This is a genomic window from Aquipluma nitroreducens (assembly GCF_009689585.1).
Lineage (GTDB): Bacteria > Bacteroidota > Bacteroidia > Bacteroidales > Prolixibacteraceae > Aquipluma > Aquipluma nitroreducens.
This window is the reverse complement of sequence record NZ_AP018694.1, coordinates 4796915-4811747: the sequence shown is the minus strand read 5'-3', so window position 1 is coordinate 4811747 and position 14833 is coordinate 4796915. Positions and strand designations below refer to the sequence as shown.

Here is a 14833-nt window from a genome sequence, read left to right as displayed (position 1 = left end):
ATTTTGAGCTGAGATAACAAAATAGATAACAAAAAAAAATGAAAACAGATTTTAGTCCTGTATATCCTGTTTATTACGAGGTGTTTTCAGAAGAACAGGAAAAAGAATTTAGCAGAGTCTTTTATTTCGGAAAGGGAACCGAAGTGGAAGAAGCAAAAGGTAAAATCAATGGTTTGATTAAGAAAGGGAGTATTGAGGAATATTTGGTTTTCGATTCGGGAGAAGAAGTCCGCATCGATCGCATTATCTCAATAAATGGGAAACCCGGACCGGCCTATGATGAATATGATGCGTTCGCTCTTGCCTGTCTCAATTGTAATGTGGGTGCAGAGTAAAAACGAGCTGATTAGTCGGCTTATTTTATATTGAGTACGATCACGAATATAAAGTAAAAAAGGAAAACAGTTATGGAAAATAATGAAATACTGATAAAGAAGATTGGGAAGCTACGGAAAGAGAAAAACGCAGTTATCCTGGCACATTATTACCAGATTCCTGAAATACAGGAGATTGCTGATTTTGTTGGAGATAGCCTTGATCTGTCAAAAAAATCGGCTGAAACAAAGGCTGATATTATCGTATTTGCAGGGGTTAACTTTATGGCCGAAACGGCCAAAATTTTATCGCCAGATAAGAGGGTGTTCATTCCGGATATGAATGCCGGGTGTTCGCTGGCGGAATCATGCCCTGCGGACAAATTTAAGGAATTCAGGGAAAGATACCCCGATCATATCGTTGTTTCTTATGTGAATACGACAGCGGAGATTAAGGCAATGACCGATATTACCTGCACCTCCACCAACGCGGTCCGGATAATCGAAAGCATTCCAAACGATCAAAAGATAATTTTTGCGCCCGATCGGAATCTGGGAAATTACCTGAACAGCATTACAGGGAGAGAAATGGTTCTATGGGATGGAGCGTGTCATGTACACGAGGAATTTTCACTGGAGAAGATGTTGGCACTACTTAAAATGTATCCAAAAGCCAAATTAATTGCTCATCCAGAATGTCAAAGACCAGTTCTGATAGCCGCCGATTTTGTTGGCTCAACATCAGCTCTTCTAAAGTTTACCGAAACAGATAGTGGAAGTGAATATATTGTAGCCACAGAATCGGGCATCCTTCATCAAATGCGGAAACGGAATCCCAATAAAACATTCATTCCTGCGCCACCCATTGATTCAACATGTGGATGTAATGATTGTCGGTTTATGAAGCTCCATGATTTGCAAAAAATATACGACAGCCTGAATGAAGAGAAATTTGAAGTGAATCTAAGTTCAGAAATCATGGAAAAAGCAAGAAAGCCGATCCTGAGAATGTTTGAATTATCGAATTAAATATACAATTGAAAAATCAACACAAAATACTATAAAACAAACGATTATGCAAGAACTATTTGGTAAGGGAAAAGTACTGAATCTGGAAGAAATGATAGAATATTCATCCGGAGGAGTCATAAGCAAACAGGTATTGAAAAATCAGTCCGGAAATATAACCCTGTTCTCCTTTGATAAAGGACAAGGCCTGACTGAACACACTGCACCGTTTGATGCCATTGTACAGGTATTGGATGGTGAAGCACAAATCATTATTGGAGGAAATCCCAATTTAGTGCGAATGGGCGAATCCATTATTATGCCGGCAAATGTATCACATGCCTTGCAGGCTGTTGAACAGTTCAAAATGCTGTTGACTATGATCAAGGGTTAGCGCGACAAAGAAAATCAATCTAAAATGATTCAGATCAAAAGAGTATATGAAAAGCCGGAAGACGAAGATGGCATACGAATCCTTGTTGATCGACTTTGGCCACGTGGATTGACAAAAGAAAAAGCCAGCATCGATATATGGTTGAAGGATATTGCTCCAAGTACAGAACTCCGGAAATGGTTTGGTCATGACCCTGAGAAATGGAATGAATTCAAAAAACGCTATCTGGCTGAACTCAACGAAAACAAGAAGTCAGTTGCAATGCTGAAAGAACAGCTAACAAATGGAGTTGTAACCCTGATTTTTGGTGCAAAAGATGAAGAGCACAATGAAGCACTTGTTCTTAAAGAACTCTTTAGCCGCTAACATTTCCATGATCTGGTGCGGAAATTCTTAAGCACAATTATTTAAACACAATAAAATAAAGTACCATGAAAAGTAATCAGCTCTATCCTGAAACAACAAAAGAAATTTACGACAAAAGAGTGGCTTTGGCGCCTGAAATGGCAGAAGCATTCCACAATTTCGGGAAAGCGGTTTTTAAAGTAGGTGCACTGTCTGAAAAAACAAAACAGCTTATTGCCGTAGCAGTGGCACATGTAACCCAGTGCCCGTATTGCATAAGCAGCCACACGAAATTGGCTTTGAGAAAAGGAGCCAGCAAAGAAGAAATTATGGAAGCCATTTGGGTAGCTTCGGAAATGCGGGCAGGAGCCGCTTATGCTCATGCTGCTTTGGCGATAGATGAAATGGAATCAATTAAGCCATAGGTGACAGAATAGCCAACTATTATACTGACACATAATAATTTAATAAAAAGAAAGGAAAATAAAATGTACTATTTGTATTCAACAATAGCTGTTGTATTCCTATCTCTCTTAGGAATAAGGATCGTACGGCCAACCCATCGTGGTTTGATCGAACGGCTCGGAAAGTACCATAATTTTGCCTATCCTGGATTTCACTGGATTATTCCAATTATCGATAGATTATATATGGTGAATGTTACTGAACAAATGGTTGATGCCGAACCACAGGAAATAATCACCAACGATAATCTGAATGCACGCGTTGATGCACAAGTTTATTTTAGGGTGAAATCTGATGAAGAAAGTGTTAAAGGATCGATCTACAATGTTAATAATTACAAATCACAGATCGTTAATCTAGCACGTACTACACTACGAAATATCATTGGCACTCTAACGCTTAAGTCGGCAAACAGTGAGCGCGGGAAAATTAATGCAGAACTCTATAAAACACTTCATAATGAAACTCAAAGCTGGGGTATAGAGATAGTACGCACAGAATTAAAAGAAATCGATCCGCCAAAAGATGTGCAGGAAACCATGAATAAAGTGGTAAAAGCTGAAAATGAGAAAATAGCGGCCATTGATTCGGCTACAGCTGCAGAAACCGTAGCCGATGGTATAAAACGAGCTAAGATTAAAGAAGCAGAAGGCTTTAAGCAATCGAAGATATTGCATGCCGAAGGAGAAGCCGAAGCAATTAAACTGGTCAATGAAGCAGCGGATAAATATTTTATCGGAAACGCTCAATTATTGAGAAAGCTAGAGGCTCTTGAAGTATCACTTGGTGATAATACTAAAATTGTAATTCCAACAGGTACCGAACTGGTCAATATTATCGGAGAAATGGCAGGAGTAGTACCGTTAAATAAAAAACAAAAATAAGGTGAAAAAAGTACTGATTGCGCTGAATTATGATTCAACAGCACAAAAAGTAGCAAAAGCAGGTTTTTCAATTGCTAAATCCATAAATGCTGAAGTTATTTTGCTGCATGTAATCGCAGATCCGGTGTATTATCCTTCAGTAGGATATTCTCCGATCATGGGATTTACAGGTATAGTGAATGAATGTCCTTTGCAATCAGATAGTGTTGCAGGACTGAAAAAAGCATCGCAGCATTTTCTTGATAAATGCAAACAACTTCTTGGATATAAGAGCATTCAAACCCGTGTAAAGAAAGGTGATTTTGCAGAATCGATATTAAGGAGTTCAAAAGATTTGCATGCTGATATTATAGTTATGGGCTCTCACAGCTGGAAATGGCTGGAAGACATAACGCTGGAGAGTGCTACAGAAAAGGTTTTAGATCATTCTTCTATTCCGGTTTTCATCATACCATCCAAGCAGAAAAGAAAGAAACAGAAAGATAAAAAAAATACGATCATGAAAAACAACCCTTTAGTAAAATTAGAAACACTCGGCCAATCGATATGGTTAGATTATATCAGGAATGATATGTTCGAAAGTGGTGAGTTGAAACAGCTGATTGAGAAGGATGGACTGCAAGGAATGACTTCGAACCCATCCCTCTTTGAGAAGGCAATATCGGAAAGCCATATCTACGATAATGACATTAGCGCATTAGCGCTTCAGCAAAGTAATGCGAAAGTAATCTATGAAACACTCAGCCAGCGAGACATACAGAAAGCTGCTGACGAATTCAGAAACTTGTATGAAAAAACAAATGGCAGAGAAGGATATGTAAGCCTGGAAGTGAATCCTCATCTGGCACACGACACCAATGGCACAATAGAGGAAGCCCGTCGGTTGTGGATAGCATTAAATCGACCCAATGTTTTGATTAAAGTTCCGGCAACTACCGAAGGCTTACCTGCAATGCGGCAACTTATTATCGAAGGAATTAATGTCAATGTTACTTTATTATTTGGATTATCGCGATACAGGCAGGTTATAAAAGCCTACATTGCTGGCCTTACAGCGCGTCTTGATCAGGGTAAACCGGTTAAGAATATTGTTTCAGTAGCAAGCTTTTTTCTAAGCCGAATAGATTCTGTGATGGATCCGGTAGAGGCAGACTTTATTGCTTCACACGGAGAACAGGCACATTTTGCCACAGATATTCGTGGACAGGTTGCAATTTCTTATGCTAAAATTGCTTATGAAATTTATAAAAAGACATTTGAAGGTAAACAGTTCGCTAGATTAGCCCTCGAAGGAGCCTTACCCCAAAGGCTACTTTGGGCTAGCACAAAAACCAAAAATCACGATTATAGTGATGTTAAATATGTAGAAGCTCTTATTGGGCCTGATACAATCAATACAATTACTCTCGAAACTCTTCAAGCTTATCGTAATCACGGCAATCCTGCACTCCAATTAGAAGTTGACATTGCTCAGGCTAAATGGGTGATGTCTGAATTAGCAGAGGTCGGGATCGATATAAAAAAAATTAGCAGAAAACTTGAAGAGGATGGGATCAAGAAATTTATTGAATCTTTTGATAAGCTGTTGGAAGTAATTGCAAAAAAGTCATTAGAGAATTCTCCTAAAAAAGAATCTGATGACCGTTTTCTTCTTGGTGATGAAGAAAAAAGAAATAAAAATAACAATTTAAAATCAGTATCATGAAAAAAGAAACTTTAATCGCAATTAGTTTGGTTTTAATAATGGCCGCATCATGCAGCTCACCGAAAAAGGATAATCAAAAAAGTACCGAAACAGTACAAACAAGCAATCCGGAACAAGCAACACCTGAAGAAAAAAATACCCAGGTAGCTTCTGCAACAGTCGGATACGGAGAAAAACTGTATAAAGACAAAGGGTGCCTGGTTTGCCATCAATTGAACAAAAAACTGGTTGGTCCGGCTGTTAAAGATATTGCAGCGGCTTATTCAGGAAACAAAGCGGGTTTAACAGCTTATTTGAAAGGTGAAGGCAAATCCATTGTTGATCCATCTCAATCCAGCGTGATGCAACCACAAATAGCCATTACAAAAGCATTGTCTGCTGAAGAATTAGACGCAATAGTTGACTATATTCTTTCAATTAAGTAATCGTGAAAAATATCCTGAATATTTTAATAATTGCCTTGCTTCTGGCTGGTTGTGCAAACACCGAAAAGAAATTGCCAATCATTGGGCACCCAATCATAACAGGCAACGATACTATATATTCTACGATTAAACCATTCACATTTTTAAGTCAGGATAGTGCTGTGGTTACCGGGAAAACCTTCGACGATAAAATATATGTTGCCGATTTCATATTTCTTTCCTGTACTTCTATATGTCCGATTATGACCAGTGAAATGAAAAAAGTATATGAAGCATTTAAAACAAATCCGCATATCTTCTTTCTGTCGCACACCATTGATCCTGAAAATGATACAATACCAAGGCTAAAATCATTTGCTGAAGCTCTGGGGGTCGATGGCCATAAATGGTTTTTTGTAACCGGAGAAAAAGACAGCATTTATTCGATGGCGGAAAACAGCTATTTTGCAACGGCCTACCCTGACAAATCGTCTCCCGGTAATTATATTCACAGTGGCGGCCTTTTGTTGGTTGACACCCACAAACACATTCGTGGCGTGTATGACGGAACAATCCCAAAAGAGACGGAACGTTTGATTGCTGATCTGAGAACCCTTTTAAATGAACAGTTTCCGAAGTAACTAATGCAGTTGAAGCAAATCAGGTATTTGTTCTTCTTCAACAAAAAATTAAAATAGATAATGCCATGCAGAATTCAATTCTAATATTATTTTTGGTTTTAGCAGGTATGAGCACGTTGGTTTTCACCTTCGTATATCTTTCTTCTAAAAAAGCCGGAAAAGATGATCAAGGGATACGCAACCCATTAAGAACAAGATTTTGGTTTTTACTAATCCTGTTTGTGATTCTGGGTATTTTCGCGTCGGTTACAATTCCCCGTTCGCCCTATTTTCTTTTTTCAGATGAGACCCCTGCCCGTGTAATACATGTGTCGGCCATGCAATTTACTTTCTTAATGTCTGACAAAGCAATAGATCCTAAAAATCCTGTGGGAGAAGCTTCCATCGAATTGCCTGCAAACAAGCTGGTCGAATTTAGAGTAACCAGCCTGGATGTAAACCATGGCTTTGCAATATACGATCAATCTAACAGGTTAATTGCCCAGACTCAGGCAATGCCAGGATATGTAAACTGCTTGCGATGGAAATTTAAAGAGCCTGGAAACTATACCATTTTATGTCTTGAATATTGTGGAATGGCACATCAGGTCATGCGAGCCTCCTTAACTATTAAATAGAGAATTATGGAAACCATAAAATTGAGAAAAATCACCTCACTCTGGATTATAACGGTTCTTTTCTTATTCATTGTAAACATTGTGTTGGGCATACTCATGCGTCTGAATCAAGGGGAAATAATCCATGAGCAACCCGCAACTTTCTATGCTCACATGACAACACACGGACTTACCCAAATAGGTATTTGGTTTGTTGCGGGGATGGCCGGTATCAACTATTTGATGGAACGATATTTAAAAACCAGCTATTTGGCCAACGTTGTGGCCATGGTACTTACAGTAACTGGAATTCTAATGCTGTGGACTTCAACTTACATTGGAAATTTCCATGCGGGTTGGACCTTCCTTTATCCATTGCCGCTTAAAATTATGTGGGCCAAATGGGCAACTCCCATGTTTTTGGGTTCTATTTTAGTGATGGGCGTTGGTTGGTTAACCTGGGCAGTGAGTATGATGACCCAAACACTGAAGAAATACCCACTAACCAAAGCTTTGGCCTGGCAATATTTCAGGAAAAATCCAACCATTCAAACACCTCCTTTTATCCTGATCTCGATGATTACGCTGATTGGAATTGTAGCCTGCCTGCTGGGGGCTGTGCTGCTGCTTGCAATGTATGCCGCCGAATATTATTCGAATGGCGCGTTTGTTAATGACGCTTTGCTGATGAAAAACCTCACTTACTTTTTTGGTCACACCATTGCCAATGAAATGCTCTATTTAGGACTGGCGGTGATTTACGAATTATTTTCGGAAGTGGGCGGAAGACCAAAATGGAAAACCACCTGGTATATTTCCCTGGCCTGGAACTGTACCCTGGTATTTATACTAACCGCCTTTTTCCATCATTTATACATGGACTTTGTTCAGCCGGTTGGATTCCAGATTATTGGACAAATTGCGTCTTACATGGCCAGTTTGCCTGCTGCCGGGGTTACCGTATTCAGCGTGTTGGTAGCCGTTTATCGAACACCCATAAAATGGTCGCTAACGAATCTACTGTTTTTTATCGGTGTGGCCGGATGGGTTATTGGCGGATTGGGGGCCGTTATTGATGTAACGATCACAAATAATTTTGTTCTTCACAATACCCTATGGGTTCCCGCGCATTTTCACACCTATAACGCGTTGGGCAACGTGCTGTTCAGCCTGGCATTCTTCCATTGGTTTTCAATTCAATTCTCCGAAAATACCAACTCCGAGAAATTAACGAAATTAAAAATAACACTGCTCCTGATTGGCGGAATAGGCTTCCTTATGGCCTTTTATATTGGCGGAGCGGAATCAATACCTCGCAGGTACAGTAATTATCCTGCTGAATTTCCGATGGCAGTGCCGTTAGCAATTGGGGCAGCCGTGTTTGCTACCATATATTTAGCGGCAATTCTTATCTTTTTCTTTCAAATATGTAAACGATGTTTAAACATTTTATTTTCTGCTTCCTAGCATTAAGTTTTTTCTTTAATCAGTTAGCCGTAGCTCAAATTGCCTCAACCGGGTTTGAGGAAGAAAACAATATCTACGAAAAAGTTTATGATGCAAAATTAAACTTAAACAATGGAGATTATCGAACTCTGACTCAGCTATCTGCCATAAAACCAGTTATTTTAGCTTTAATTTTCACAAGATGTTCAGGCATTTGCAACCCATTTCTCTTACAATTAAAAGAAAATCTGCAATTTAAAACCGATACTGGGAACTTTAGCGTTTTAGTACTTAGCTTCGATCCCAGAGACACCCGCGAGGATATGATAAACCTGTCGAAAGGTCTTAACCTTGGAAATAATAAACAATGGCTTTTTGCGACCACCGGCGACATTGAAAAACTGAACCTGTCGGTAGGGTTCAACCCTTTATGGGACAGCATCCGGAGCCAGTATGATCATGATGCCCTACTGGTTGGCGTTAATAAAGAAGGTTATATCACGAAAAAACTGATTGGCATGAGAAATAAATCAGATCTTGAATTATTGATCAGAAGTGTCAACGATGTTTTTTCTCCTTCATATCGGTTGCCAGCTAAGAATCAATTATTCTCCTGTTTTAATTACAATCCTGAAACGGGAAAGAATACTCCCGGATTAGGTTTGCTTTTTCTGGCGCTACCAGCAATCATTGCGCTGTTATTGCTATTTGGCATTAGCTATAGCGTTCGGCATAAGCAGATTTGATTGAAATGGAGCAAAAATAGCACAATCAAATCTCACATTCATTAAAATCAATTAATCATGAAACGAGCACTTCCCTATTTATTGGTATTAGCTTTAGCCGCCTTTGGGTTACTAACCTTATTTCTAAGCAGTTCAATAATATTTGATTTATTTGGCATACGAGCAAAAGAGGGAAACTATGTCTTATTCGTTGTTTGGGCAAATTTCGTAAGCAGCCTACTCTATTTGTCTGCTGTTTTTGGATTTATAAAAGCTAAAAAATGGACCGTGCAGTCCTTAGGAATTACATTACTGATACTCATCCTTACATTCATTGGATTCCTAATTCATGTGAAAACAGGAGGTAAATACGAAACTAAAACTATGGGTGCGATGATTTTCAGAATAGCCGTAACCTTGATTTTTATTTTTTTTGCATATTTCACGATTATAAGAAACAAAAAAAAAAAGAATTATAAGAAATTTCACCAGATTGTATTAGCAAATACTTACCAACTATATTGTCCAATTTTTTCTAATCGGTTGTGTGAAAAATAAAATTGGCCTCAACTGAAGCAATCAGTTATCTAAAATCGAAGATAGTTTAAGCAATCTCTAAGTTTTTTCAAAGTGAAAAATGAAACTTCAGACACTGATATTGATTCGAACTGCTTGAGTTTTTCTTTCAAAATATTTTGAGGATTGTTGGTTATTTATAAAAATACCTATATCTTTGTAAGCAAACACTCACTTACTTTATTATGGAACGACAGAGCACTGATATTCGCCAGGAACAAATTAAACAAGCAGTAATTGATATTATCTCAACCCATGGAATAAAAAATCTATCAATCAAGAATCTTGCTGAACGGATTGGTATGAGCGAGGGAAGTATTTTTCGTCATTTTAAATCTAAAAATGACATTATCGTATCCATTTTCAACGATATACAAGATAATTTTATTGGGGAACTAGGAAAAATAGCAAGGTCTGATGAAGAGCCTTCCATTCGATTAAATAAATACCTGAGTACGACTATTGAATATCATACTAATAACAAAGGAATAAACATGTTGCTTTTTTCTGAGGCATCCTATAAAAACGATCCTGAACTAAAGAAACGTCTGCAACAAATCTTTCACGATCAAAAACAGTTCGTGATGGAAATAATTTCAGATGGTATTAGTGCAGAAATCTGGGATGAAAATGTCGTTATAGAAAACGTAGCATTAATGTATATGGGCATTCCTCTTGCAATGAATATGGAAATGTTGATTGGTGGAAAAGGTTTTCAATTCGATAATTTTTGCAGCCAAATGATACTATTATTATTGAAAATGCTTAAAAAATAAGTGCTTTAAAACTTAAAAAATTTTGACCAGCAATGTAAGTGAGCGTTTATTTGCATCTAAATAAAATCATTAAATACGAATTACTATACAGGCAAAAACAAGAAAGTTAATTAAGCAATAGATGTTCAGCATACATAAATCTTAAATAGATATACGATGAAAAAGAAAATGATTCTTCTGTTGTTCAGCTTATTACTAGTATTAGTAAGGCCATCTATCGGACAGAATTCCGAAATACTACAAGATACCGGATTTGCTAAAAGACCCGTATTTATCTCAGTATTAAATCTTCAACCTTTAACCCTCAGTAAGAATAGGATACTTTTTAGTTTACAGGCAGAGTTCCCTGAATACTACAAATATCTGAATTCGAAAAATGGAAAAACCGAGCAAGTTTCTGAAACTATGGTCCTAAATGAGGCATATTACTATGGTCGTGCAGTTTATGGACTTACAGACCGTATTAATTTATTCACTATAATTCAGCTTGCTTCAATTCATCATTTTTCTCCAACAACAACAATTACCGACAAAGGATTCGGAGATTTTGCAATAGGGGGTAATTATAGACTTCTTGAATCGAAAAATTTCGAAAATAACCTGACTTCAAGCATAACTGTTGGTTTTCCAACCGGAAAATACAAAAATATTAGAGCGAATGATAACCCGCTCGGTCTTGGGGCATACAAGTTTAAAGGTGACGTAGCCGGCCTGCATCGATTCAAGAATCTGGATATGATATATTCAATCTATTTTGAATATCGTACCGGCAATTCCCAAGGATTAAATGTAGGAGATGAAGCAGGCGCATCTATAACTTTTCAAAAACAGTTCAATTCAAATTATGGAAATTTTGGTCTTGAAGGTGGCGCTTATGGTTTCTGGAATTTAAAGGACAAAAAAGCTGGCTCATCTATTCCATATACCGACGATTACAATGCTAATCTTTTTGTTGGCGCATGGTTTAATTATTTGAAAGACTTCTACCTCCGGTTCGGAGTGCCCTACACGATCTATCAAAATAAAAGCTGGTTAACCAAATATACTGCTTTAATACAGCTTGATTATTATTTCGATTTGAAAACAAATAAATAATATATATTACTATGAAAGCAAAACTATTCCTAAAGATTTCGCTATCGCTGATAGGAATCATTCTTTTTTCCTGCACAAATTCGTTAAAACAAGAACCGACTCAACATCAATTTATGGGTTATATTGAAAATACACAGGTCAATATAACCGGACGTCTACCTGGGAAAATTACATCAATATATGTTGATGAAGGAGACACCGTAAAACAAGGTGATAAAATTGCCCGCCTTGATACGAGGGAATTAGATGCAAATATGGATGCAATGAATTCTCAGCTTAAAAACATCATTCTGAATAAAAGCCGGATGGAACATTTATTTCAAGCTGGTGCCTTGCCGCAGCAGAAGGTTGATGAGATAGAAACATCGTATGAGGTACTTCGAAGTAATATCTTGGCATTAAAAACCAAAATTGAAGATATGCTTATTACCTCACCAATAGATGGCATCGTGAATGTTAAGGTTTTGGAAAACGGACAAATATTATCGCCAGGAATGGCAGTCGTTATAGTTACTGATCCGGATGGAACCTGGGCAAGATTTAGTATACCTGAAAGATTCATAGACCAGATCAATATTGGACAGCAATTTGAAATAAAAAGTAATACTTCCGGACCAGATTATGCAGCAAAGGTGGTTCAAATACTTCCCTTTGCTGAATTCGCCTCACATACACCAACAACACTGAGGGACGAACGCGACGTAAGGACTTTTGATGTAAAGATGAAATTGGTGGATACTCCTCGACATGCTTCAATAGTCACCTGTAAACCAGGCATGTATGTCTATCTTACGCTAAAAGAGCCGGGTAATGACAATTCGAACCCAATTAAAAACCAATAGACATGAAAATGCTCAAACTTGCTATGATGATTATCATGCGAATCGTTATGGTTTCATTGGTATTGATATTGTTTTTCAGCATGATGGCAGGAATGTATTACAAGACTGCACCGCGCAATATTCGCATCGCAATTGTGGATGAGGATCATTCTGTATTGAGTCGGTCAATTTTATACAACATTCGTGCTTCCGATTATTATCAAATTGTAGATCAGCCCATTGATTACCTTTCATTACAGAAAATGATCGACGGGAATGAAATTGATATGGGTGTAGTTATTCCTCATGATGCCTATCATGACATCCAAAATAATCTTGGAGTCAGAATATTGGCAGCATTAAATGGCACTGCAAATCCATCAATTCCGGGTACAGCGCTTTCAAAATTAAACCAGATTATTTCGACGATCAATGGTCAACTTGCATTGCATGTTCGGGTGGAAGATTTAGGTAGTATTCCGAATAGCCGACATTCAAAAGAACCTCTAATCAGTGTTGCCGAAAGAGTTTATTACTCACCTACTCTGAGTATGGAGGCTTCTGTACTTCCGGCATTTATGGGTTTAGCCATGCAAACGATTTCAATGATTACTATACTTTTTGCCTTACTTGGAAGCCTCAAAATCTGGAAACAAAAATTTCCACTAATTCGAAATGCAAGACAAATTCCGGCAATAGAACTTATCCGGGCGGCCATAGTTTCTGGATTTGTTGCAGGGACATCGATTTCTGTTGCATTCTATTCTACAATGCTATTATTTGGTGTTCCATTTGATCAATCCGAAATTTGGAATGTGATATCAGTTATATTCCTATTCACTATTTCAATGGAAAGTATTTCCTACTTTCTTGTTTTAAACATTAACAATAGTGGAATCTTAGCTGCCATTATCACTCTTATTGTCCTCCCTGCATTTATGTATTCAGGATATATGGTGCCATTCGAACAAATGGCTGATTTACCAACCCGAATCGGAGGTTGGTTCCCATTAAGATATTATCTAAAATCACTTTATCTGGTATTTAACCATCATCAGCCACTAGCTACGGCACAACCTTTTATGAACAAACTCTGGCAATTCACAGGATTATTTTCCGTATTGTCAATTGTGTCCATAATTGTTGGTCAATTTGAAAGAAAACATCGCGAAAAGAAATTAGGACATGAAAATATTAAATTAAATGTAGAGGAGATTCAATCATGAAAAAAGGTATAATTATTTATTTTCTAATGTCACTTGCTTTATGGAATACAACATCTTTTGCACAAAAGGCACTTACGCTTAATGATGCCATCCGGATTGCTTTAGATCAAAATCCAAACATAAAGATAAATGAAAGTCAAATTAAGGAAGCTGACGCCAAACACGATCAGGTCAATTCTAATTTTCTTCCTCAGGCAGAAATACTTTCAAAGTATTTTTATTCCAATAATACGGCAGGATTATTCCCACTTGAGGGTTCCAGTGTCCCAGTTCTGAGCAGTGGCACACCAACCGGTGAAGATATTATTATGCATTCAAAGGCGCCTTTCTCCATACTCGACAGGGATATATTAACCATGGACATGAATATGACATACACGTTATATGCGGGAGGGAAACGTAAAAATGCTTTGGAGAGCACCAACGCATTAAAAGAAGCCTACCAGAAAGATTTTCGGGAAACTGAAGGGAATTTAAGCCTGAATGTTAAGACTGCATTTTATAATGTGCTCTTTCTGGATGAAGTTTTGAAGGTTAATGAGCAGGCATTGAGTCAAATCCAGGAACATCTCGCCATGGCTGAAAAATCTTATCAGGAAGGTGTTCGTTCGGAATTTGACGTTCTTATGTTCAAAGCTAAATTGAAAGATTTCGAAAGTCGACTCTTTGAACTTAAAAGCAAAAAAGAAATTACACTCGATGCTTTAAAAGTTTTGCTTAATCTCTCAGATACCACCTCCATCATTTGTATAGGTAGTATTTCCAATCCTATTGATTGCTCAATGCTTTCGTCAGGACAACTTTCAGACAGTATTAATACCGGGAATAATAAAATACAGTCACTAAAAGCAATGAAAAGTGTCCTCGATTATAAAGAGAAAATTGAAAAGGCTGAAAATTTACCGACTTTATTTGCATTCGGTAACTATCATATCTATCATGGACTTGACACCCCTCCTTTTGATCAGGCATGGAGACAAGGTTATGCGATTGGAGTTGGTATAAGAATCAATTTGTTTGACGGGAATTTATCGAAAAGTAAAGCTCAGGAAATTAAGGCCGGTATTGAGAAGCTTGAAGCTTACGAAGAAAGCTTCAAGCTTCAATTCAAAAATAAATATTTAACATCTATTCAACATATCTATTCACTCAATGCACAGCGTGAATCGGTATTGACTAACGTGGAAGTGGCAAACAAAGCTTATGAAATTGCACTGGTAGGTTATAAAAACAGTGTGATAACCACTATCGAATTGAATGACGCACAATTAAATATAATCAAAATAAATATCCAGTTATTAAACATTGAGAAGGATACTCTCCTTGAATATGCAAATCTTCAATATTTATTAGGAGTAATTTATTGATAGAATTATTTTTAATGGTTGTAATTCTATAACTGTATCAAAGAA

Annotated in this window: 18 protein-coding genes; all 18 read left to right on the top strand. The window is 37.5% G+C overall.

Translation table 11 applies throughout. The features are described 5' to 3' along the window. The first annotated feature begins 38 nt into the window (after positions 1-38). The 18 genes from AQPE_RS20330 to AQPE_RS20245 all read left to right on the top strand — a co-directional run bounded on the left by AQPE_RS20330 (position 39) and on the right by AQPE_RS20245 (position 14788). Positions 39-335, top strand: coding sequence for a hypothetical protein (locus tag AQPE_RS20330; protein ID WP_318348316.1), 297 nt, complete (start codon positions 39-41; stop codon positions 333-335). Positions 336-407: 72 nt separating this feature from the next. After that, a complete protein-coding gene (gene nadA, locus AQPE_RS20325) occupies positions 408-1343 on the top strand; it encodes a quinolinate synthase NadA (RefSeq protein WP_318348315.1) in 936 nt (311 codons plus the stop codon). A gap of 46 nt (positions 1344-1389) precedes the next feature. After that, the gene (locus tag AQPE_RS20320) at positions 1390-1716 is read left to right on the top strand and encodes a cupin domain-containing protein (protein WP_318348314.1); all 327 of its coding nucleotides are present in this window, start codon (positions 1390-1392) and stop codon (positions 1714-1716) included. A gap of 24 nt (positions 1717-1740) precedes the next feature. Further along, positions 1741-2082: a DUF488 domain-containing protein gene (locus AQPE_RS20315; RefSeq protein WP_318348313.1), complete on the top strand. Its 342-nt coding sequence runs from the start codon at positions 1741-1743 to the stop codon at positions 2080-2082. A 65-nt stretch (positions 2083-2147) separates the two neighbouring features. After that, the gene (locus AQPE_RS20310) at positions 2148-2486 is read left to right on the top strand and encodes a carboxymuconolactone decarboxylase family protein (RefSeq protein ID WP_318348312.1); all 339 of its coding nucleotides are present in this window, start codon (positions 2148-2150) and stop codon (positions 2484-2486) included. A gap of 72 nt (positions 2487-2558) precedes the next feature. Continuing rightward, the gene (locus tag AQPE_RS20305; RefSeq protein WP_318348311.1) at positions 2559-3410 is read left to right on the top strand and encodes an SPFH domain-containing protein; all 852 of its coding nucleotides are present in this window, start codon (positions 2559-2561) and stop codon (positions 3408-3410) included. A 1-nt stretch (position 3411) separates the two neighbouring features. Beyond that, the gene (gene tal, locus AQPE_RS20300; RefSeq protein WP_318348310.1) at positions 3412-5115 is read left to right on the top strand and encodes a transaldolase; all 1704 of its coding nucleotides are present in this window, start codon (positions 3412-3414) and stop codon (positions 5113-5115) included. Beyond that, complete coding sequence (locus AQPE_RS20295) at positions 5112-5540, top strand: c-type cytochrome (protein WP_318348309.1); 429 nt, start codon at positions 5112-5114, stop codon at positions 5538-5540. The genes tal and AQPE_RS20295 overlap by 4 nt, the downstream gene beginning before the upstream one ends. Before the next feature lie 2 nt (positions 5541-5542). Next, on the top strand, positions 5543-6160 hold the full coding sequence (locus AQPE_RS20290) for an SCO family protein (RefSeq protein ID WP_318348308.1): 618 nt from the start codon (positions 5543-5545) through the stop codon (positions 6158-6160). A gap of 65 nt (positions 6161-6225) precedes the next feature. Then, a complete protein-coding gene (locus AQPE_RS20285; RefSeq protein WP_318348307.1) occupies positions 6226-6777 on the top strand; it encodes a cupredoxin domain-containing protein in 552 nt (183 codons plus the stop codon). A 6-nt stretch (positions 6778-6783) separates the two neighbouring features. Next, positions 6784-8223, top strand: a complete 1440-nt coding sequence (locus AQPE_RS20280; RefSeq protein ID WP_318348306.1) for a cbb3-type cytochrome c oxidase subunit I — start codon at positions 6784-6786, stop codon at positions 8221-8223. Next, a complete protein-coding gene (locus tag AQPE_RS20275; RefSeq protein WP_318348305.1) occupies positions 8193-8948 on the top strand; it encodes a thioredoxin domain-containing protein in 756 nt (251 codons plus the stop codon). Before AQPE_RS20280 ends, AQPE_RS20275 begins: the two co-directional genes overlap by 31 nt. A gap of 57 nt (positions 8949-9005) precedes the next feature. Beyond that, a complete protein-coding gene (locus AQPE_RS20270; protein WP_318348304.1) occupies positions 9006-9485 on the top strand; it encodes a hypothetical protein in 480 nt (159 codons plus the stop codon). Positions 9486-9688: 203 nt separating this feature from the next. Further along, entirely contained in the window at positions 9689-10279 is a 591-nt protein-coding gene (locus tag AQPE_RS20265; protein WP_318348303.1) for a TetR/AcrR family transcriptional regulator, read from the top strand. 156 nt (positions 10280-10435) lie between these two features. Then, positions 10436-11374, top strand: a complete 939-nt coding sequence (locus AQPE_RS20260; protein ID WP_318348302.1) for a transporter — start codon at positions 10436-10438, stop codon at positions 11372-11374. A gap of 11 nt (positions 11375-11385) precedes the next feature. After that, complete coding sequence (locus tag AQPE_RS20255) at positions 11386-12216, top strand: efflux RND transporter periplasmic adaptor subunit (RefSeq protein ID WP_318348301.1); 831 nt, start codon at positions 11386-11388, stop codon at positions 12214-12216. Positions 12217-12218: 2 nt separating this feature from the next. Beyond that, positions 12219-13421 carry an ABC transporter permease gene (locus AQPE_RS20250; protein ID WP_318348300.1) on the top strand — a complete coding sequence of 401 codons (1203 nt, stop codon included), beginning with the start codon at positions 12219-12221 and terminating at the stop codon, positions 13419-13421. Continuing rightward, entirely contained in the window at positions 13418-14788 is a 1371-nt protein-coding gene (locus tag AQPE_RS20245) for a TolC family protein (protein WP_318348299.1), read from the top strand. Before AQPE_RS20250 ends, AQPE_RS20245 begins: the two co-directional genes overlap by 4 nt. Positions 14789-14833 lie beyond the last annotated feature (45 nt).

Coding starts and splice junctions, on each gene's coding strand:
- AQPE_RS20330 (WP_318348316.1), top strand. CDS start 39: ATGAAAACAGATTTTAGTCCTGTATATCCTGTTTATTACGAGGTGTTT.
- AQPE_RS20270 (WP_318348304.1), top strand. CDS start 9,006: ATGAAACGAGCACTTCCCTATTTATTGGTATTAGCTTTAGCCGCCTTT.
- AQPE_RS20310 (WP_318348312.1), top strand. CDS start 2,148: ATGAAAAGTAATCAGCTCTATCCTGAAACAACAAAAGAAATTTACGAC.
- AQPE_RS20275 (WP_318348305.1), top strand. CDS start 8,193: ATGTTTAAACATTTTATTTTCTGCTTCCTAGCATTAAGTTTTTTCTTT.
- AQPE_RS20320 (WP_318348314.1), top strand. CDS start 1,390: ATGCAAGAACTATTTGGTAAGGGAAAAGTACTGAATCTGGAAGAAATG.
- AQPE_RS20260 (WP_318348302.1), top strand. CDS start 10,436: ATGAAAAAGAAAATGATTCTTCTGTTGTTCAGCTTATTACTAGTATTA.
- AQPE_RS20295 (WP_318348309.1), top strand. CDS start 5,112: ATGAAAAAAGAAACTTTAATCGCAATTAGTTTGGTTTTAATAATGGCC.
- AQPE_RS20265 (WP_318348303.1), top strand. CDS start 9,689: ATGGAACGACAGAGCACTGATATTCGCCAGGAACAAATTAAACAAGCA.
- AQPE_RS20285 (WP_318348307.1), top strand. CDS start 6,226: ATGCAGAATTCAATTCTAATATTATTTTTGGTTTTAGCAGGTATGAGC.
- AQPE_RS20255 (WP_318348301.1), top strand. CDS start 11,386: ATGAAAGCAAAACTATTCCTAAAGATTTCGCTATCGCTGATAGGAATC.
- AQPE_RS20280 (WP_318348306.1), top strand. CDS start 6,784: ATGGAAACCATAAAATTGAGAAAAATCACCTCACTCTGGATTATAACG.
- AQPE_RS20315 (WP_318348313.1), top strand. CDS start 1,741: ATGATTCAGATCAAAAGAGTATATGAAAAGCCGGAAGACGAAGATGGC.
- nadA (WP_318348315.1), top strand. CDS start 408: ATGGAAAATAATGAAATACTGATAAAGAAGATTGGGAAGCTACGGAAA.
- AQPE_RS20245 (WP_318348299.1), top strand. CDS start 13,418: ATGAAAAAAGGTATAATTATTTATTTTCTAATGTCACTTGCTTTATGG.
- AQPE_RS20250 (WP_318348300.1), top strand. CDS start 12,219: ATGAAAATGCTCAAACTTGCTATGATGATTATCATGCGAATCGTTATG.